This is a genomic window from Janthinobacterium leeuwenhoeki (assembly GCF_051380795.1).
Lineage (GTDB): Bacteria > Pseudomonadota > Gammaproteobacteria > Burkholderiales > Burkholderiaceae_D > Janthinobacterium.
Map to the genome: position 1 here is coordinate 51,257 of NZ_JBNYXT010000017.1, position 18,262 is coordinate 69,518.

The 18,262-nt window shown below is 64.6% G+C and carries 17 protein-coding genes; 9 read left to right on the plus strand and 8 right to left on the minus strand.

Annotated elements, in window-relative coordinates; translation table 11 throughout:
• Positions 1-2 precede the first annotated feature (2 nt).
• Genes gspL through ACQ4WS_RS15030 form a run of 8 tightly spaced genes read left to right on the plus strand, consistent with a single transcriptional unit; the run spans position 3 to position 10,320 of the window.
• The gene (gene gspL, locus ACQ4WS_RS14995) at positions 3-1,232 is read left to right on the plus strand and encodes a type II secretion system protein GspL (RefSeq protein WP_436477464.1); all 1,230 of its coding nucleotides are present in this window, start codon (positions 3-5) and stop codon (positions 1,230-1,232) included.
• On the plus strand, positions 1,229-1,762 hold the full coding sequence (locus tag ACQ4WS_RS15000; RefSeq protein ID WP_436477466.1) for a type II secretion system protein M: 534 nt from the start codon (positions 1,229-1,231) through the stop codon (positions 1,760-1,762). Before gspL ends, ACQ4WS_RS15000 begins: the two co-directional genes overlap by 4 nt.
• A complete protein-coding gene (locus tag ACQ4WS_RS15005; protein WP_436477468.1) occupies positions 1,759-2,535 on the plus strand; it encodes a type II secretion system protein N in 777 nt (258 codons plus the stop codon). The genes ACQ4WS_RS15000 and ACQ4WS_RS15005 overlap by 4 nt, the downstream gene beginning before the upstream one ends.
• On the plus strand, positions 2,532-4,760 hold the full coding sequence (gspD, locus tag ACQ4WS_RS15010; protein ID WP_436477470.1) for a type II secretion system secretin GspD: 2,229 nt from the start codon (positions 2,532-2,534) through the stop codon (positions 4,758-4,760). Before ACQ4WS_RS15005 ends, gspD begins: the two co-directional genes overlap by 4 nt.
• A 10-nt stretch (positions 4,761-4,770) precedes the next feature.
• Complete coding sequence (gene gspE / locus ACQ4WS_RS15015; RefSeq protein ID WP_436477472.1) at positions 4,771-6,192, plus strand: type II secretion system ATPase GspE; 1,422 nt, start codon at positions 4,771-4,773, stop codon at positions 6,190-6,192.
• Between the two features lie 10 nt (positions 6,193-6,202).
• Positions 6,203-7,423 (plus strand): type II secretion system inner membrane protein GspF, encoded by a 1,221-nt coding sequence (gspF, locus tag ACQ4WS_RS15020; RefSeq protein ID WP_436477474.1) that lies wholly within the window; start codon positions 6,203-6,205, stop codon positions 7,421-7,423.
• A gap of 19 nt (positions 7,424-7,442) precedes the next feature.
• The gene (locus ACQ4WS_RS15025) at positions 7,443-8,000 is read left to right on the plus strand and encodes a type II secretion system protein N (protein WP_436477476.1); all 558 of its coding nucleotides are present in this window, start codon (positions 7,443-7,445) and stop codon (positions 7,998-8,000) included.
• A 58-nt stretch (positions 8,001-8,058) separates the two neighbouring features.
• Positions 8,059-10,320, plus strand: coding sequence for a patatin-like phospholipase family protein (locus ACQ4WS_RS15030; RefSeq protein ID WP_436477478.1), 2,262 nt, complete (start codon positions 8,059-8,061; stop codon positions 10,318-10,320).
• Here ACQ4WS_RS15030 and ACQ4WS_RS15035 read toward each other — a convergent pair.
• Positions 10,293-11,078, minus strand: coding sequence for a helix-turn-helix domain-containing protein (locus ACQ4WS_RS15035; RefSeq protein ID WP_223278964.1), 786 nt, complete (start codon positions 11,076-11,078; stop codon positions 10,293-10,295). The two genes, ACQ4WS_RS15030 and ACQ4WS_RS15035, sit on opposite strands and share 28 nt — an antisense overlap.
• 166 nt (positions 11,079-11,244) lie before the next feature.
• Between ACQ4WS_RS15035 and ACQ4WS_RS15040 the strand changes: the two genes are divergently transcribed.
• Positions 11,245-11,859, plus strand: a complete 615-nt coding sequence (locus ACQ4WS_RS15040) for an outer membrane protein (protein ID WP_436477480.1) — start codon at positions 11,245-11,247, stop codon at positions 11,857-11,859.
• Positions 11,860-11,925: 66 nt separating this feature from the next.
• Here the strand turns inward: ACQ4WS_RS15040 and ACQ4WS_RS15045 are convergent, their stop codons facing one another.
• The 7 genes from ACQ4WS_RS15045 to ACQ4WS_RS15075 form a co-directional block, all read right to left on the minus strand.
• A complete protein-coding gene (locus ACQ4WS_RS15045) occupies positions 11,926-12,120 on the minus strand; it encodes a hypothetical protein (RefSeq protein WP_034753063.1) in 195 nt (64 codons plus the stop codon).
• Between the two features lie 18 nt (positions 12,121-12,138).
• Positions 12,139-13,497, minus strand: a complete 1,359-nt coding sequence (gene hslU / locus ACQ4WS_RS15050) for an ATP-dependent protease ATPase subunit HslU (protein ID WP_436477483.1) — start codon at positions 13,495-13,497, stop codon at positions 12,139-12,141.
• A 38-nt stretch (positions 13,498-13,535) separates the two neighbouring features.
• Positions 13,536-14,072, minus strand: coding sequence for an ATP-dependent protease subunit HslV (gene hslV / locus ACQ4WS_RS15055; RefSeq protein ID WP_436477485.1), 537 nt, complete (start codon positions 14,070-14,072; stop codon positions 13,536-13,538).
• Positions 14,073-14,295: 223 nt separating this feature from the next.
• On the minus strand, positions 14,296-14,748 hold the full coding sequence (gene dksA, locus ACQ4WS_RS15060) for an RNA polymerase-binding protein DksA (RefSeq protein WP_034753066.1): 453 nt from the start codon (positions 14,746-14,748) through the stop codon (positions 14,296-14,298).
• Between the two features lie 481 nt (positions 14,749-15,229).
• Positions 15,230-16,324, minus strand: coding sequence for a CobW family GTP-binding protein (locus tag ACQ4WS_RS15065; RefSeq protein WP_436477487.1), 1,095 nt, complete (start codon positions 16,322-16,324; stop codon positions 15,230-15,232).
• A 140-nt stretch (positions 16,325-16,464) separates the two neighbouring features.
• The gene (locus ACQ4WS_RS15070) at positions 16,465-17,412 is read right to left on the minus strand and encodes a tyrosine recombinase XerC (protein ID WP_436477489.1); all 948 of its coding nucleotides are present in this window, start codon (positions 17,410-17,412) and stop codon (positions 16,465-16,467) included.
• Positions 17,413-17,419: 7 nt separating this feature from the next.
• On the minus strand, positions 17,420-18,097 hold the full coding sequence (locus ACQ4WS_RS15075; RefSeq protein WP_436477491.1) for a DUF484 family protein: 678 nt from the start codon (positions 18,095-18,097) through the stop codon (positions 17,420-17,422).
• Positions 18,098-18,262 lie beyond the last annotated feature (165 nt).

Genomic DNA, 18,262 nt, shown 5'->3' on the forward strand with positions numbered 1-18,262 from the left:
CTTTGACAATATTGTATATCCGTCACCCGGCCAAGGCGTCCACCGACAGCGCGCCTGCCTGCTCCTTCGTGCTGGCCGGCGATGGCGGCGCCCTGCTGCAGCAGGGTAGCGCGCCGCTGGGCAGCCTGGGCCAGCTGATCGCTGGCGCGAAGCAGGTGGTGCTGCTGCTGGCGGCGGCCGACGTGACCCTGCTGCGCCTGAAAACGCCGCCGCTGGCCGGCGCCCGCCTGCGCGCGGCCTTGCCGGGCCTGGTGGAAGAACACATCCTCGGCGACACCCAGGATTGCCTGCTGGCCGCCGGCGCACCCGATGCTGCCGGCATGCGCACGGTGGCCGTGGCGCAGCGCGCCTGGGCCGAGGTACTCGTGAAAGCTTTGCTGGCGCAGGGCGCGCGCAAGGTGACGTTGCTGCCGTCGCAGCTGTGCCTGCCCCTGCAACCGGGCAGTGTGACGGCATCCTTGCACGCGGCCGGTGACGGCCTGGAACTGGCCTTGCGCCAGGCGCCGCAAGAGGGCCTGGGCCTGGTCTTGCCTTTCCTGCTGCAGCAGGCGCTGCTGACGACGCGCGCGTTTGCCGGCGACGTGCCCCTGACGGTCTACGTGGCGCAGGCCGAGCTTGCGCAATATCAACAGCTGGCCGTCGGCATGGAGGGCGTGACGCTGGAGCCGGATCATTGGGCGCACTGGATCGCCGGCGCCAAGAGTGCGGGACTGGACCTGGCCGCCGCGCTGGGCACGGCGACGGGCTCGGCCACCGAATGGCGCCGCTGGCGCTGGCCCATCCGTCTGGCGCTGCTGGCCGTGATCGTCAACCTGGCGGGCATGAATATCGAATGGATGCGGCTGAAGCGCGAGGCCGCCACCGTGCGCACCTCGATGCAGCAAACCTTCAAGGCCGCGTATCCGAACGAAGCACCCGTGTATGGGCTGGAAGCGGAGCAGATGCGGCGCAATATCGCCGCTGCCCGCCTGCAGGGCGGCCAGGCCAGCATGGATGATTTTACGAGCATGAGCGCGGCGCTGGGCGAGGCGCTGGGCGGCCTGGCCGGGCGCGGCGTGGTGGCGTCGCTGGAATACCGCGAGCGCAGCCTGATCGTCAGGCTGAAACCGGACATGGTCGACGCCAGCGCCCAGGCGCAGGTGCGCGACGGCCTGGCTGCGCGCAAGCTGGCCTTGAATGAAACGGCGCCGGGCGTGTGGAAGATCACGCCGGCCACGGGAGCAAAAACATGAGTGCAGCAGTCAACAAGGCGCGCGCCGCGTGGGCGGGGCAACAGCAGGCCGTGCAGGCCTTCTGGGCCGAGCGCACGCAGCAGGAGCGCAAGCTCTTGAGCATCGGCGGCGTGGTGGCGGGGCTGGCCCTCGTCTACGCCGTATTCTTCGAGCCGGCCTGGACGGGGCGCATCGCCTTGCAAAAGAGCTTGCCCGAGCTGCGCCAGAACGCGGCCCAGCTGCAGGCGCTGGCGCGTGAAGCGGGTGACCTGGCGCGCCAGGCGCCCGTGCAGGTGGCAAGCATGAGCCGTGACAGTATTGACGCCTCGCTGAAGGCGCACGGCCTGGCGCCGCAATCGCTGTCGCTGACGGGAGAGTACGCGCGCGTGCAGCTGAACGGCGTGCCGTTCGCCAGCGTCATGCTGTGGCTGGACGGCTTGCGCCGCGAAGGCCGCGTGGCGGTGCAGGAAGCGAAGATCACGGCGCAGGGCAATGCGGGACTGGTCGATGCCAGCCTGACCCTGCACCAGAGCCCGGGCGCGGCGCGATGAGGCGCTTGCTTGGCTGGCTGCTGGCCATCCTCGTCAGCGTCTGCGTCACCCTGCTGGTGTTTTTCCCCGCCGGCTGGGTCGCCAGTATCGTGGAAAAGCAGACGGGCGGACGTTTGACCTTGGGCGACGCGCAAGGTACCCTGTGGCGCGGCTCGGCCTTTATCGGCGGGGCGGCCAGCGCGAATGGCGCCGTGACGCCGCTGCTGCCGGGGCGCTTCAGCTGGCGCATTTCGCCCTCGGTGCTGTGGGGATCGGTCGACGTGGAACTACAGAATGCGCAGGCGCTGTCGCAGGCGGTGAACCTGCGCGGCTCGTGGTCGCACTGGCAGGTCAGCCCGGCGGCCCTGCTGCTGCCGGCCGATGGCCTGGGCGGCCTGGGCGCACCATTAAATACTGTGGCGCCGACGGGCAGCATGCGCCTGTCGTGGAGCACCCTGCAACTGGCACTGGAACAACAGCAGTTTTCCGCCGTCGGGCGCACTACCTTGCAGATGACGGACATGGCCTCGCGCCTGTCGTCCTTGCGTCCGCTGGGCAGTTACGAGCTCGATTTCGATTGGCAGGGGCAGCAGGCGACGTTGACCTTGCGCTCCATCAAGGGACCGCTGCTGCTCGACGGCAGCGGCAGCCTGCAACAGGGGCGCATGCAGTTTTCCGGCCAGGCCCAGGCCGCAGCAGGATATGAAGAGACCTTGGCGAGTTTGTTGAATTTGCTGGGACAGCGCCGTAGCAATAGCGAAAAAAATATCATCGCCTTAGAGTTCAGACAATGAAAAAACCATCCGTGAGCCCAAATAAATCCACCTTCTCGCTGCGTCGCCTGTCGGCCGCTGCCTTGCTGTGCTGTTCCGTGGCCGGCATGCCGGCACCCGTCTGGGCCGCGCCCGGCGATGAAGCGGCGCTCAATTTCGTCGGCGCCGACATCGAGTCCGTGATCAAGGCGGTGGGCCATTACACCAACATCAATTTCGTCATCGACCCGCGCGTCAAGGGCACGATCACCCTGGTGTCCGAAAAATCGATCAGCAAGACGCAGGCCTTCGCGCTTCTGGCCTCGGCCTTGCGCCTGCAGGGCTATGCGGTGGTCTCCGGCGACGGCTATGCGAAAGTGGTGCCGGAAGCGGACGCCAAACTGCAATCCGTGCCGACCCAAGTGGGCAACGGCGCCAGCCAGGTGAAGGGCGACCAGATCGCCACGCAGGTGTTCTACCTGAACTACGAATCGTCGGCCAACCTGCTGGCCGTGCTGCGCCCTTTGATCTCGCCGAACAACACGATTAACGCCAACCCGGGCAACAACTCGCTGGTGATCACCGATTACGCGGATAACCTCAAGCGCCTGGCGAAGATCATCGCCGCGCTCGACGTGCCCGCCTCGACGGACCTGGACGTGATCCCCGTGCGCTATGCCATCGCTTCCGACCTGGCCTCGATGGTGAACAAACTGATGGAAGGCGGGAATGCGGGCGGCGCTGCAGGGGCCGACGCGGGCAAGGTGTCTGTGCTGGCCGACCCGCGCACCAATTCGCTGGTGCTGCGCGCGCCGTCGGCGGCGCGCGCCAACCTGGCCAAGTCGCTGATCTCGAAGCTGGACCAGCCCACCACGCAGCTGGGCAACGTGCACGTGGTGTACCTGAAGAATGCGGACGCCACCAAGCTGGCGCAAACCCTGCGCTCGGTGGTAACGTCGGACGGCACGGCCGCCTCGGCGCAGCAGCCGACCAATAACAGCCTGAATACGAATAACCAGAATAACCAGGGCGGCGGCATGAACAGCACTGGCCTGGGCGGCAATACGCAAAGCGGCACCTCGGGCGGTGCTTCGCTGAGCAACGGGCCGCAGCAGCTGTCCTCGGGTGGCGCGGCCGGCTTCATCCAGGCCGACGCTTCCACCAACACCCTGATCCTGACGTGCAACGAAGCTGTCTACCGCAACCTGCGCGCCGTGATCGACCAGCTCGACGTGCGCCGCGCGCAGGTCTATATCGAGGCGCTGATCGTCGAAGTGACGTCGGCCAAGGCGTCCGAGTTCGGCGTGCAGTGGCTGGGGCTTTCCGGCGACAGCCGCAGCAGCTACCGCGTGGGCGCGCTGCAGTCGTTCGCCGGCGGCACCGACAACAATATCGCCAAGCTGGCGCTGGGCGGCGGCAAGGTGCTGCCGACTGGCGGCCTGACCCTGGGTATCTTCAAGCAGATCAACGGCGCGCTGGGCCTGGGTGCCGTGGCGCATGCGCTGGAATCGGACGGCAACGCGAACATCCTGTCGACGCCGAACCTGATCACCCTGGACAACGAGCTGGCGACCATCAAGGTGGGCCAGAACGTGCCTATCCTGACGGGCCAGTACACCAGCACGGCCGGCACCAACACGAATCCGTTCCAGACCATCGACCGCAAGGAAGTGGGCCTGACCCTGAAGGTGCGTCCGCAGATTTCCGAAGGCGGCACCATCAAGCTGGGCATCTATCACGAGACGTCGAGCGTGGACAAATCCACGTCGACGGCCGTCAGCGGCATCACCATCAACAATCGCGTGATCGAAAACAATGTGCTGGCCGACGATGGCCAGATCATCGTGCTCGGTGGCCTGATCGAGGACAGCACGGGCGACAACGCGGAAAAAGTGCGCGGCCTGGGCGACATTCCCCTGATTGGCAACCTGTTCAAGTACCAGACGCGCGAGCGCAAGAAAACCAATCTGATGATCTTCCTGCGCCCTGTCATCGTGCGCAACAAGGAACAGAGCGGCAGCCTGGCGGCCGACCGCTATGACTACATGCGTTCGGCCGAGACGGCCGCCGTGCCGGCGTCGGGCAATCTGATGCTGAAAGACCTGGGCACGCCGGTGCTGCCGGCCCTGCAGGATGGCCAGCCCGTGGGTGGCAACATGGTGACGCGTCCCGTGCCGCCGGCACCGACGCCGCCGCCAGGCGCGCCGGCCAACGCGGCCACGCCGCCGCAATCGCTGCTGCAGCAATATCAGCAGCCGCAGAAGTGATGGGACAGCCATGAGTAATCTGCTTCCCTACGCCTACGCGCGCGATTTCGGCCTGCTGGCCCGGCCCGGCGCCGTCGATGGCGCCCCCGTCGACGTGCTGGTGGCCGCATCGACGGCGCCGGCGGCAATTGCCGAAGTGTCGCGCCGTTTCGGCCAGATCCAATTGACCGTGCTGCCGCGCGGCGAACTCGATGCGGCGATTGCCGGCGCCTATGCGGGCGGCGGCGGCGACGCATCGCAGATGGCCGATGAATTCGACGCCGACCTGGATTTGACAAAACTGCTGCAGGACGTGCCGGCCATCGAGGATTTGCTCGAATCGTCCGACGACGCGCCCGTCATCCGCATGATCAACGCGCTGCTCACGCAGGCGCTGCGCGAAGGCGCGTCCGACATCCACATCGAGCCGTTCGAGCAGACCTCCGTCGTGCGCTTTCGCATCGATGGCAGCCTGCGCGACGTGGTGCGCCCGCGCAAAGCCATTCACGGCTCGCTGATTTCGCGTATCAAGATCATGGCGCAGCTCGACATCGCCGAAAAACGCTTGCCGCAGGATGGCCGCATCACCCTGCGCGTGGGCGGCAAACCCGTCGACGTGCGCGTCTCGACCCTGCCGACCGGGCATGGCGAACGGGCCGTGCTGCGTTTGCTGGACAAGGAAGCGGGCCGCCTCGACCTGCAGCACCTGGGCATGAGCGCGCCCATGTTGAAACAGTTCGATGGCCTGATCACGCAGCCGCACGGCATCGTGCTGGTCACGGGCCCCACCGGCTCGGGCAAGACGACGACCTTGTACGCGGCGCTGTCGATGCTCAACGCCACCACCACGAACATCCTGACGGTGGAAGACCCGATCGAGTACGACCTGGCCGGTGTGGGACAGACGCAGGTCAATCCGCGCATCGACATGACATTTGCCAAGGCGCTGCGGGCGATTTTGCGGCAAGATCCTGATGTGATCATGATCGGCGAGATCCGCGACCTGGAAACGGCGCAGATCGCCGTGCAGGCATCCTTGACGGGCCACCTGGTGCTGGCGACCCTGCACACGAACGACGCCTCGGCGGCTGTCACGCGCTTGCTCGACATGGGCATCGAACCGTTCCTGCTGTCGTCGTCGCTCCTGGGCGTGCTGGCGCAGCGCCTGGTGCGCAAATTGTGCGGCTCCTGTAAAACCTTCGACGGGCAATACTGGCAGGCGGTCGGCTGCGAGCATTGTGGCCAGACGGGCTACCAGGGCCGTGTCGGCGTGTATGAGCTGTTGCGCACGACGGAGCAGATCCGCGCGCAGATCCACAACCGCGCTTCGGAAGCGGAAGTGCGCACGGTGGCCCTGCAGGACGGCATGACGAGCATGCGCGACGACGGCGAACGCTGGCTGCGCGACGGCACCACCACGCAGGCTGAATTGCTGCGCGTGACCAAAGACTAGGCCCGCCACCATGCCCGCATTCCGCTATGAAGCCGTCGACGCCCAAGGTGCCACCCGCAAGGGCGTGCTCAATGCCGACAGTCCCCGTTCCGCGCGCGCCGAGCTGCGCGTGCAAGGCCTGGTGCCGCTGGCCGTCGAGCCGATCACCGCGCAGGTCGACGCCGCCGGCGTCACCAAGCGGCGCGGCTTCGGCGAGCGCCTGTCCAGCACCGAGCTGGCCCTGTTTACGCGCCAGCTGGCCAGCCTGCTGGAAGCGGGCCTGCCGCTGGAGCAGGCGTTTTCCGCCTTGCTGGAACAGGCCGAGCGGCCGTATTTGCGCGACCTGATCGCCTCGATCCGTTCGGAAGTGATCGGCGGCGCCGCGTTTTCCGACGTGCTGGCGCGCCATCCGCGCGATTTTGCGGAAATCTACCGCGCCCTGGTGGCGTCGGGCGAGCAGATCGGCCATTTGTCGCGCGTGCTCTCGCGCCTGGCCGACTACATCGAGCGGCGCAACGCGCTGGTGCAGAAGGTCAAGCTGGCCTTTACGTATCCGGCCATCGTCACGGTGGTGGCGTTTTCCATCGTCATTTTCCTGCTCACCTACGTGGTGCCGCAGATCGTCTCCGTCTTCGCCAATACCAAGCAGAAGCTGCCCATGCTGACGGTGATCATGCTGGCGCTGTCGGACTTCGTGCGCAATTACGGCATCGTCGTGGCGCTGATTCTGGTCGGCGCCTGGTTCGCCTGGCGCCGCGCGCTGCAGCAGCCGGCCCTGAAACGGCGCTGGCATACCTGGCTGCTGACGGCGCCCCTGTACGGCAAGTTCGAGCGCAGCCTGAACACGGCGCGTTTCGCCAGCACCCTGGCCATCACCACGGGCTCCGGCGTGCCGATCCTGCGCGCGCTCGACACCAGCCGCGACACGCTCACCAATGTGGCGATGCAGGAACTGGTGGAAGAAGCCAGCGGCGCAGTGCGCGAGGGCGTCAGCCTGGCGCGCGCGCTGTCGGCGCAAAAGCATTTTCCACCCATGCTGATTCACATGATACGCGCCGGCGAAATCACCGGCGAGCTGCCGGCCATGCTGGAACGCGCCGCCAGCGCGCAGGAGCAGGACCTGGAACGCCGCACCCTGACCATTGCCGGCCTGCTGGAGCCGGCCCTGATCCTGGCGATGGGCGTGGTGGTGCTGCTGATCGTGCTGGCCGTGCTGATGCCGATTATCGAGATTAATCAGTTGGTGCGTTAAGAGAAATATCAAGGAAACCATGAAGCGTTTGCCACAACTTGTAAGTTTGCTCGCCGTCGTGGCGCTGTCCGTGTCGCTGGCCTATTGGTCCATGCAGCTGTTCAAGGCGCCGCAGCGCCCCATCAATCCGCCCGCCATACCAGTGGTGCAGGATGCCAGCGTGGAGGCGGGCGCCGCGCTGTTCGGTGGCCAGGTCAGCGTGGCGACGGCCAGCAATTACCAGCTCAAGGGTGTGGTGGCGGCGGGCAATGGCCGCGGCAGCGTGGCCATCATTTCGACCGACGGCAAGCCTTCCGTGGCCCTGCCAGCAGGCGCCGAGGTGGTGCCCGGCGTGACGGTGCTGGAAGTGCATGAACGCCATGTGCTGCTGCGCGATGGCGGCGTGAGCAAGCGCATCGACCTGGTGGCCGACGACAAGGCGCTGGCTTTGCCAGGGCAAGTGACTGCCACCCCGGCGCCTGCCCCTGCGCCGACAACGAACCTGGTGCCGCCGCCGCTGCCCATGGAGCAGCAGCGGCCGGCGACCATGATGCCAGCGCCGCAAGTGAGCAGCAGCGTGCCGCCGCCGTCAAACTAACGCTGTTTTTATCGTATTTTGTCGATGGCGCCGTGCCGCCATCGCCACAGGAGTCTTCATGTTCTCGATCCGTGCCGTCCTGGCGGGCTGCGTGGCGGCGCTGTGCGCCTTGCCGCCGGCTGCCGCAGCCGACATCCCCGCCGCCGCCGTCAGCACTAGCTCCGTTGCCACCCTTGCCGTCCCTGCGTCCGTATCGGCGCGCCCGCGCATCGCCCTGGTGCTGTCGGGCGGCGGCGCGCGCGGCCTGGCGCATATCGGCGTATTGAAAGTGCTGCAGGAGCTGCATGTGCCGATCGACATGGTGGTCGGCACCAGCATGGGCGGCGTGGTGGGCGGCGCCTATGCGGCCGGCGCTTCCGTGGCGGACCTGGAAAAGATGGCGCGCGAGACCAATTGGGCGCGCGTGGTGGCCGACCGGCCGCCGCGCGACGAACTGGCGTTCCGCCGCCGCGAGGAAGATTTATTGCTGCCGTCGCGCATCGAATTTGGCATCAGTCGCAACGGCATTTCCACGCCGCCGGCGGCGGCCAGCAATGCGGCGCTGGAGATGGCCTTGAACCGGCTGCTGCCGGCCGGTATGCGCGACCGCCCCGCCAGCCAGCTGCCGCTGCCTTTCCGCTCGGTAGCCTCTGACCTGGTCAATGGCGAGCTGGTGGAGCTGGTCGACACGCCCCTGTTCCTGTCGATGCGCGCCTCGCTGGCCGTGCCGGGCGTGTTTGCGCCCGTGCGCGTGAATCACCGGCTGGTGGTCGATGGGGGCCTGGTGCGCAACCTGCCCATCGACATGGCGCGCGCCATGGGCGCCGACATCATCATCGCCGTCAACGTGGGCACGCCGCTGGCGGCGGAAAAAGACCTGGGTAGCGCCATCGGCGTGGCGCAGCAGATGCTGCAAATCCTCACGGAGCAGAACGTGCAGCGCTCGCTCAAGGAGCTGCAGGCGCAGGATATCCTGGTGGCGCCGGATCTGACGGGCGTCAGTTTCCTCGACTTTGAAAACTATGCGCGCGCCATGCGCGCCGGCGAACAGGCGGCGCAGGCCTTGGCCGCCCGCCTGGCGCCGCTGGCCCTGCCGCCGGAACAGTATGCGGCGCGCGAGCAGCTGCGCCTGGCGGCGCCGGCCCTGCTGGACGTGGCCCTGCCGCTGACGCGCCTGGCCGTGGAGAGCGAAGGCGATATCAATCCGCGCATCCTGCAGGCGCAATCTGGCTTGGTGGAAGGGCAGGCCGTCAGCCAGGAAGATGTGCTCAAGGCGGCGGCCAAGCTGTATGGCCGCGGCGACGTGGCGCGCGTGGAGACGGAAGTGGTCGATTCGGGTGACCAGCGCACGGTCAATATCAAGGCGGTCGAAGCGCCGTGGGCCAGTAACCGCCTGCGCGTGGGCCTGGAGCTGTCCAGCGATTTCAGGGACAGCAACAGCTTCGCCCTGAAGCTGCTGCACGCGCGCTCGAATCTGAACAGCTGGGGCGGCGAGTTGCGCAGCACGGCGCAGATCGGCAATGCGCGCGGCTATGGCGTGCAGTTCTGGCAGCCGCTGGGTGCCGGCAACCCGTGGTACATCGCGCCGCAGCTGCAATACACCTCGTCGGCGATGGATTTGTTCGACCAGGGCCGGCGCAGCGCGCGCCTGGCGTATAACGGCCAGACGGCTGCGCTGGTACTGGGGCGCCAGTTCGGCAACTGGGGCGATTTGCAGTTTGGCGTCACGCGCAGGGAAGTCAAGGGCAGGCTGGCGATTCCGGCCGACCCCACGCAGCCCGAGTTGCGCGCGCTGGGCACCACGCAGTTCGTGCAGTTCCGCGTCGATACGCTCGATTCGCCCGGCTTCCCCACGCGCGGCGTACTGTTTGACGCCACCTGGACGCGCGATACGACCACGGGATCGGGCGAAACGGCCCTGGGTCAGTCATCCATCACGGGGTTGAAGGCTTTTAGCCGCGGCAACTGGGCCGGCCACGTGTATGGCGAATGGGCGCGCTCGCAGCGTGGCGAGGCGCCGCTCAACCTCGGTGGTTTCCTGCGCCTGTCCGGCACGGAATTTGAATCTGTGAGCGGGCGCAGCATCGCCCTGGCGCGCTTCGTGATGGCGCGCCGCATCGGTTCCCTGCCCAGCACTCTGGGCGGCGCCGTGCGGGCCGGCTTTTCGCTGGAAATGGGGGGCGGCTTTGACCAGAACGAGCGCTGGAAGTCCAGCAAGTTCACGCAGGCCAGCAGCGCCTTCATCTCCGTCGATACGCGCTTCGGCCCCGTGTACGTGGCGTCGGGCGCATCGAAGGGCGGCGAGAGCACCTTCTATCTGTTCCTGGGGCCGGTCTGGTAAGGAGCTGCCGGGGCAGTGGATGCCGTGCTGCGGCGCAGGGCTGTGAAGGCGGCAAATTCCCATGAGCGAAAGCCCAGCAGCAGGGTAAAACCGTCGCGCTCGGCGGGCGCAAGGCGCCGGTCGTTCTGGTGCAGCCGCGCCAGTTCCTCGGCCAGCTGGCGGATCTTTTGCACCAGCTCCTGCGCGCTCGACAGCGACAGGCGCGCCGGGATGCACATCAGGGTTTCGCCGGCGCCGTCAAAATGCCCGCTGAAATAATCGGCCACCACATGTTCGCGGAAGTACTGCTGCACCGGTCCGTCGGCCAGCCAGTGGAAGGCGTTCGAGACGCGCAGGCTGTAGCGGTTCAGCGGCTTGAGTTCGATCAAGCCCAACCGGTCCAGCTCGGCCAGGCAGCCGATGCATTCGGCCTGCGTCAGCGCATACGTTTCCACCACCTGCTCCAGGCTCCAGTGGCCGAGGCAGCAGATCGCCACCAGCAGCAATCGCGGATGCGCCACCAGCGACTTTTCCTGCACCAGGGTGAGCGTGTCGGCATGCGGCGTGATGTCGGCCGCGCCGCGCAGCACGTCTTCCATGGCGATACCCGAGGCCTTGCAGATCAGCGCCAGGCGCGACAGCGACATGTCGTGCTGGCCAAACATGCGCTTGACGCTCGATTCGCTCATGCCGATGCGTTCGGCCAATACCTTGTACGTGATACCGGCGGCGCGCAGTTGGGTGCGCAGTACGCGCAAAACCAGTTCAGGTGAACTCACGATAGTTCCTTTATACAAGTTTGGTGGCGGATGACGGTACCGAATGTAGCCGTGAATGGCACTTTGCACAAGATGATAGTACTTTTCGGCAAAAGCGATGACACTCCCGCTTGTGGCTCGCGCAGCGCGCTACAACCAGGCACTCACTTACTTGTAGAGGTTATCCATGTTCTCCAAATTTCATTTTCCAGCAGCGCTGCTGGCGCTGGCCGCCATCGCTCCCCTGCATGCCGGTGCTGCCGAGCCTGCACCGGGTCGATTCTATGCGGGTGCCAGCTATGGCTTTCGCGCCAGTACGGGCCTCGATTGCATCGCCGGGCAAAGCGATTGCGACAAAAGCAGCAAGCGCAATGGCAAGGCCTACCTGGGTTACAGTTTCGACGCGCTGCCGTTTCAGGGCGGCGTGGCCCTGCCTTCGGTTGAGCTGGTGGGGTATCTGGGCGGACAGGTCAAGTCCGGCTTCGACACGGGCGCCGGCAAGGTTGCCGGCCGCGGCAAGTTCACCGGCCTCGGCATGCAGGGCGTGCTCGGTTACCAGTTTGACGCGTTTACACTGAGTGGCCGCGCCGGCGCGGCATACACGCAGGGCAAGGTCGATTATCTGGGCGGCGGTTCGGACAAGAAGAGCAAGATCGGCCTGACCTACGGCATCGGCACGGCGTATGCGCTGAACAAGAACTGGTCGCTGCACCTCGATTGGGACCGCGTGCCCGTCAAGTACAACAGCAAGCAAACGACCAAGGTCGACATGTTTTCGCTGGGCGCGTCCTACCGCTTCTAAGGGGGGACGTTCAGCAGATGATGGCCTGATGGCGGACGCCCCTGACTAGGGGTGTCCGCGGGCGGCCTATTTGTCCGTTTCCACCTTCAGCAGCAGTTTTGCCAGCAGGCGTTTTTCCTGCTGGCGCTGGCCTGACACGGTTTTCACGTGCGCCCCGGCGGCGCGCTGCAGGGCGGCAGTAGCGACCGGGTTGCGCGGTTTTTGCGAGGGTTCGACGCGGAACTGCATTTTCTGCCGTGTCGCCAAGGCCTTGTTTGCCATCGGTTTCCCCCTTCCTTCTTACAGCACGTAGCGCGACAGGTCCTCGTTGACCGACAGCGCTTCCAGGCGTTCGTTGACATATGCGGCATCGATCACCAGCAGGTTTTCCGTGCTGCTGCTGTTTTCGCTGGCCGTAAACGACACTTCTTCCAGCAGTTTTTCCATCACCGTATGCAGCCGGCGCGCGCCGATGTTTTCCGTGCGCTCGTTGACCGAATAGGCGATTTCCGCCAGGCGCGTGATGCCTTCCGGCGCAAATTTCAAGGTCAGGTTTTCCGTCGCCAGCAAGGCTTCGTACTGCATCGTCAGGCAAGCGTCGGTGCTGGTCAAAATGCGTTCGAAATCGGAGATCGACAGCGATTCCAGTTCCACGCGGATGGGGAAGCGCCCCTGCAGTTCCGGGATCAGGTCCGACGGTTTCGACAGGTGAAACGCGCCCGAGGCGATGAACAGGATGTGGTCCGTGCGTATCATGCCGTACTTGGTGTTGACGGTCGTGCCCTCGACCAGCGGCAGCAGGTCGCGCTGTACGCCCGCGCGCGAGACGTCGGCGCCGCCCGATTCCGAGCGCGAGGCGATCTTGTCGATTTCATCCAGGAAGACGATGCCGTTCTGCTCGACGTTCTGGATGGCCTTCTGTTTCAACTCATCTTCGTTGACCAGCTTGGCCGCTTCTTCCTCGACCAGCAGTTTTAAGGCTTCCTTGATCTTGACCTTGCGCGCCTTTTTGCGCTGCCCGCCCACGCCCGAGAACATGGATTTGATCTGCTCCGTCATTTCTTCCATGCCGGGCGGCGCCATGATTTCCATCTGCGGACCCGCCTCGGCCAGCTCGATCTCGATTTCCTTGTCATCGAGCTCGCCCTGGCGCAATCGCTTGCGGAAGGTCTGGCGCGTGCTGTCGCCGCTGCCGCTGCCGCCGTCCACGGCCGCTGGCGTATTCGGCGTGAAACCGAAGTCGCGCGCCGGCGGCACGAGGATGTCGATCACGCGGTCTTCTGCCGCATCTTCGGCGCGTGCGCGCACCTTCTTCATTTCCAGCGCGCGCGTCTGCTTGATACCGATGTCGATCAGGTCGCGGATGATGGTGTCGACGTCGCGTCCCACATAGCCCACTTCCGTGAACTTGGTCGCTTCGATCTTGATGAAGGGCGCCTCGGCCAGCTTGGCCAGGCGGCGCGCGATTTCCGTCTTGCCGACGCCCGTGGGGCCGATCATGAGGATGTTCTTGGGCGTGATTTCATGGCGCAGGGGCTCGGCCACCTGCTGGCGGCGCCAGCGGTTGCGCAGGGCGATGGCGACGGCGCGCTTGGCCTTGGCCTGGCCCACCACGTGCTTGTCGAGTTCGGTAACGATTTCCGACGGGGTCATGTTCATGATCATAATGGCTTTCTGTATTCTGTACTCGGGGACACTTAGTCCAGCGTCTCGATGATGTGCGACATATTCGTGTAAATGCAGAGTTCTGCGGCGATGGTCAGCGATTTCTTGACCACGTCGGCCGGCGACAAGTCCGTGTTTTCCTGCAGCGCCTTGGCGGCGGACTGGGCGAAGGTGCCGCCCGAGCCGATGGCGCCGATGCCGTCTTCCGGTTCCAGCACGTCGCCATTGCCCGTGATGACCAGGGTCGACTCGCTGTCGGCCACCAGCAGCATCGCTTCCAGGCGGCGCAGCACGCGGTCGGTGCGCCAGTCCTTGGCCAGTTCGACGGAGGCGCGCAGCAGGTTGCCCTGGTGCTTTTCCAGCTTGCCTTCAAAACGGTCGAGCAGGGTAAAAGCGTCGGCGGTGCCGCCGGCAAAGCCGACCAGGACCTTGCCCTGATACAACTTACGCACTTTGCGGGCCGTGCCCTTCATGACGATGTTGCCCAGCGTTACCTGGCCGTCGCCGCCCAAGGCGACTTGCTTGCCGCGCCGGACGCAGAGGATGGTGGTGCCGTGAAATTGTTCCATAGTGACCTCAAAAGATTCGTGCCGATGCGTGCAAGGCCATGCGATTGCGCGCCCATGCTTCAAAAGTGGGGATGGAAAAGGCAATTGCAAGCGGCACTTGCCGCTGCCGCGTCTGCTTCAGTGTAGTCGGCGCGGGACGAAAAAAAAGCACGCAGCCGTAGCTTGCGTGCTTTTTTATCGCCATCGCGGGGCCGCCGGGGCGACCGCGCAAGGGGCGGGGCGATCAGTCGCCGTAGAGTTTTTGCTTCAGTTCGCGCCGTTGCTGGGCTTCCAGCGAGAGGGTGGCGGTCGGACGGGCGATCAGGCGCGGGATGCCGATAGGCTCGCCCGTTTCTTCGCACCAGCCATAGTCGCCGGCGTCGATGCTGGCGATCGATTGCTGCACTTTCTTCAGCAATTTGCGCTCGCGGTCGCGCGTGCGCAGTTCCAGCGCATGCTCTTCCTCGATGGTGGCGCGGTCGGCAGGGTCCGGGACCAGCACGGTTTCACGCAAGTGTTCCGTGGTTTCGCCGGCGTTTTTCAGCAAGTCTTTTTCGAGCTGCTGCAGGCGCGCCTTGAAGAATGCCAGTTGTGCCGGATTCATGTAGTCATCTTCGCTCATGGCGCGAATTTGGTCTTCGCTGATGAGAGGGATGTCTTGGTTGGCGGCCGGGGTCGATTTATTAGTTTTGGTCATAACTTCGCTTACCTTCGATACGACAGAGTTTTCAAATTGATCAGTTGATGCGGCGATACCGAGCAACTGTACAGGTTCCGCTTGGCATTGCTGTCCCGCTGTACTGCGTGCGACCTTGGCTTGCCGGCGAAAGCCAGGATTACCGGCAGGCTATAGTGCCATGTTGATAACTTTTTACCGCTCTATGCCAGTCGCGCTATGCGCGCGACAATGGGCGTGTTGGGTGGATCGCTTGCATGCCTGGCATGTGGCCACTGGCAGTTTGCCAGCATTTCATGACAGGCGAACGACATGGGCCGTTTTCGTCGCTGATTTTGGCACGCTTTGCCTTATATTGCCATCCCGATTTGTTGCCTGGCCGATCAGAGACGGCTACTTGTTGGTTTATACCAGCAAGATGGGTGTCAGGTAGCGGGAAAGCGTGCTTAACTTTCCCTTTTGTTTCCGCTTTGCAAAGAATACTTTGCAAAACCCGGCTAGTTTATACCAAACATTGTTCGAGTCCGCGAATAAAAATGTCTTTTGGTAGATTTTTGCCAATAAACACCATTTTGCTGCCGCGCACTTCGTTTTCGCCCCATTTGGCGCCCAGGTCGCTGCCCATCAACTGGTGCACGCCCTGGAAGACCACCTTGCGTTCGGCGCCCTGCATCAACAGCACGCCCTTGTAGCGCAGCATGCGCGGGCCATACACTTGCACCAGACCGCCGAGGAACTCGTCTAGCTTGGCGCTGTCGAACGGTTGCGTGCTCTTGAAAACAAAGGCGGCGATATCGTCGCTGTGCTGCGCATGGTGGTGGTCGGTATGGCCGCAATCGGTGGCGCAGGCGTCGCTGTGCTCGTGATGCTGTGCTTTCTCGCCAGTATGCTCATGCGCGTGCTCGTGCGCGTGGTCATGATCGTGGACGTGCGCCGTTTCGGTGGCCAGGAAATCCGGGTCCAGTTCCAGCTTTTCATTCAGGTTGAAACCGCGGATGTCGAGCACTTCGGCCAGCGGGGCGCGGCCGAAATCGACCTTGGCGATGGGCGCGCGGGGATTGATGCGTTTCAGGCGGCGCGTCAGGGTGGCCACGTCCTCTTCACTGACGAGGTCAGTTTTCGACAGCAGCAACTTGTCGGCAAAACCTACTTGCCGCTGGGCTTCCTCGTATTCATCGAGTTGCTTCATGGCATGGCGGGCATCGACCACCGTGAGAATGGCGTCGAGCATGTAGTGGCTGCCCACTTCTTCGTCGACAAAGAAGGTCTGTGCCACGGGGCCTGGATTGGCCAGGCCCGTCGTTTCGATGACGACGCGGTCAAACGCCAGCAGGCCGGCGTCGCGCTTGCGCGCCAGTTCCGTCAGGCCCACGATCAGGTCGCCACGCACGGTGCAGCAGATGCAGCCGTTATTCATCTCGATGATGTGCTCGTTGCTATCCTGCACCAGGATTTCATTGTCGATGTTTTCCTGGCCAAACTCGTTCTCGATCACGGCGATGCGCATGCCATGGTCTTCCTGCAGTATGCGGTTGAGCAAGGTGGTTTTGCCGGCGCCCAGGAAACCGGTGAGGATGGTGGTTGGAATCAGTGCCATGAGAGATGCCTATGCTGTAATCGATGGTGCCGCCGCGCAAGCGGAAGAATGCGGACGATTATGCCGGAATTTTGCAAAAGCTTGCAAATACACGCCCATCCGCTTGATATGGATCAGGCTGGTCAGCGGGGCGCGGCTGCCTATTTGAGCTTGGCGCGCGGGTGCGCCTGGTCATACACGTGCGCCAGGTGCTGGAAGTCGAGGGCCGTGTAGACCTGGGTCGAGGTGATGCTGGAGTGGCCCAGCATTTCCTGCACGGCGCGCAAGTCGCCCGATGATTGCAGCACGTGCGAGGCAAACGAGTGGCGCAGCACGTGCGGGTGCACGTTGGCGGGAATTTCGGTAGCCAGCGCATGCGCCTTCAGGCGCAGCTGCAGCACGCGGGGCGAGATGCGCGTGCCGCGCGTGCTTAAAAATAGGGCAGCGCTGCCATCGGCTGCTGGCGGGCGCACGCCCAGCCAGGCCGTCAAGGCGACGAGGGCCGCCTTGCCGACGGGCACCTTGCGCATCTTGCTGCCCTTGCCCGTGACGATGACTTCGAAGCTGGCCATGTCGAGCCAGCCCAGCGAGGCGTCCCGGCCGTCCTCGGCCTTGCAGTAATGGGTATCCAGGCTGGTCAGTTCGGAGACGCGCAAGCCGCTCGAATACAGCAGTTCGAACATGGCGCGGTTGCACAATTGCTCCGGCTCGGCGCTACCCTGCTGGTGTTGCGCGGGCGCCACGAGGCGCACGGCGTCATCCACCGACAGGGCTTTGGGTAAGGTTTTGGCCCGCTTGGGGGCGCGGATGCCGTCGACGGGATTGGCGTCGAGCTGGGTCTCGCCACTGAGCCAGTTGAAAAAGCCCCGCCACGACGACAACTTGCGGGCGATTGAACGCGGGTGGAGGCCGCCAGCGTGCAGCTTGGCCGTGTAGCGGCGCACTTCGTTGTGTGCCAGCGCGGTCCAGGGCGTATTGCCGCTCAGTTCCAGCAAGGCGCGCAGGTCGCGCCCGTAGGCGTCCAGCGTGTGCGGCGACAGCTTGCGCTGCGTGGCCAGCTGCGCCAGATAGGCGTCGAGCCAGTCGGCCTTGCCGCGCGCCTCGCCCATGGCTGACTCAGGCAGGCGAGCCGGCGCGCAGCGCGGCCAGGGCGGCGCTGGCCGTGGCGCCGATATGCACGAGGAAGTCCGTGCCCATGCTGGAGGTAAAACGTTCGCTGTCGGGCGAACCGAGCACCAGCAAGCCGAAGGTGCCGGTGGTGCCGGGTGCGCGCAGGGCGATCATGACGGTCGATTCGATTTTATCCGCCTGCAACCAGTGCACGGCTTCGAAATCGCGGTTGCTGCCGCAGTACGGCGCTTGCAAGCTGTTGGCGAACATGCGCACGTCGGCCGTGACATCTTCCGTGAACCAGCCATTGGCGTGTTCCGGCAGCACTTGCCACAGGCGCAGGCTGACGTAGGGCACGTCGAAATTGCTTTGCAGGGCGTCGACCAGCACGCGCGGCATGTCCGCATCGTTGCGCACTTGCAGCATGGCCTGGTTCCAGCCGTGGAACTTGCTGGCGATGTCGCCATTTTCCTCGGCCACGCGGCTCAGCTTGGACATGCGCAGTTCCAGCGCCTTGTACTTATCGCGCATCACTTCCATCTGCCGCTCCTGCAGCGAGATGGTGCGTCCCGTCAGCGGGCTGCTCAGTTTGACCTCGCCGAGCAGAGCGGTATGCTCTTCGAAGAAATTCGGGTGCTCGCTCAGGTACTGGGCGACGGTGCTGGAATCGAGTGTGGCGGTCATTGATAGTCAGAAGAGAGAAGGATGAACGCTTCATTCTAACCGAGAGTGCGCCGGCATAGGCGCAAAGGGCGTGGCGCCCGTGCATTTTCCGCGCGCGCATGAAAAAAGCGGCATGGTTGCCCATGCCGCCTTGCATTCCTTGCTCAGCAATCACCCGTGGCGGGT